Raw genomic sequence first — 688 nt, 5'->3', positions numbered from 1 at the left:
CCCCCGCCAATCCCTATCTGGTTCTCGGCGCCGCAATCGTGCTGCCGGGAAGCGGGCACGTCATTCTGGGCGTGCCGGTGCGCGGCCTTCAATTCCTTTTCTTCATGGTGATCCTGGCATGGGTGACGGCCAAGATCGCGCCGCCCGATGCCAGCTTCGTCGGCCGTCACGCCGGCGGCTTCCTGATCTATGCTTTGTCGATCCTGGACGCCTACAAGCTCGCCCGCATCCGCACCGCCAAATGGGTTCACAACGCCCGGCAAGGCAACGATAGTGGGCAGAGCGGCATTGAGACGCATAGGTAATTAGAGGAATATTTTTTTCATACGATTGAATTTGCGGACCTCATTCGATACATCATTTTCAGAGTTGCAAACGATCTCTTAGCTACAAAACGTCGGGAGGCTGACATGTGTGGAATTGTCGGACTGTTTTTGAAGGACAAGTCGCTGGAACCCCAGCTTGGCGCGATGCTGTCGCAGATGCTGATCTCGCTCAGCGATCGCGGTCCCGATAGCGCCGGCATCGCCATCTATGGCGCGCCGTCCAAGAATGAGGCCAAGATCACCATCCAGTCGGCCAAGCCCGACCGCGATTTCCGCGGCCTCGAGGCGGAGCTCGCCAAGGCCATCGGCACGCCGGTGACGATCGCGGTGAAATCCACCCATGCAGTCGTCAGGACCACCCC

General features: G+C 59.2%; 1 protein-coding gene and 1 pseudogene. Both read left to right on the top strand.

Annotation, left to right across the window (positions count from 1 at the left end; all coding sequences use genetic code 11):
- The coding region (locus ENZ75_RS33520) for a hypothetical protein (protein WP_128278688.1) at nucleotides 1–305 on the top strand (305 nt) is incomplete at its 5' end.
- Nucleotides 306–410: 105 nt separating this feature from the next.
- A pseudogene (locus ENZ75_RS33515) lies at nucleotides 411–688 on the top strand (glutamine amidotransferase); the annotation flags it as partial.

It is taken from the genome of Mesorhizobium sp. M7A.F.Ca.CA.002.04.1.1 (assembly GCF_004022805.1).
Taxonomy (GTDB): domain Bacteria; phylum Pseudomonadota; class Alphaproteobacteria; order Rhizobiales; family Rhizobiaceae; genus Mesorhizobium; species Mesorhizobium ciceri.
The sequence above is the reverse complement of the archived record's forward strand: the minus strand, read 5'-3'. Positions and strand labels throughout refer to the sequence as shown.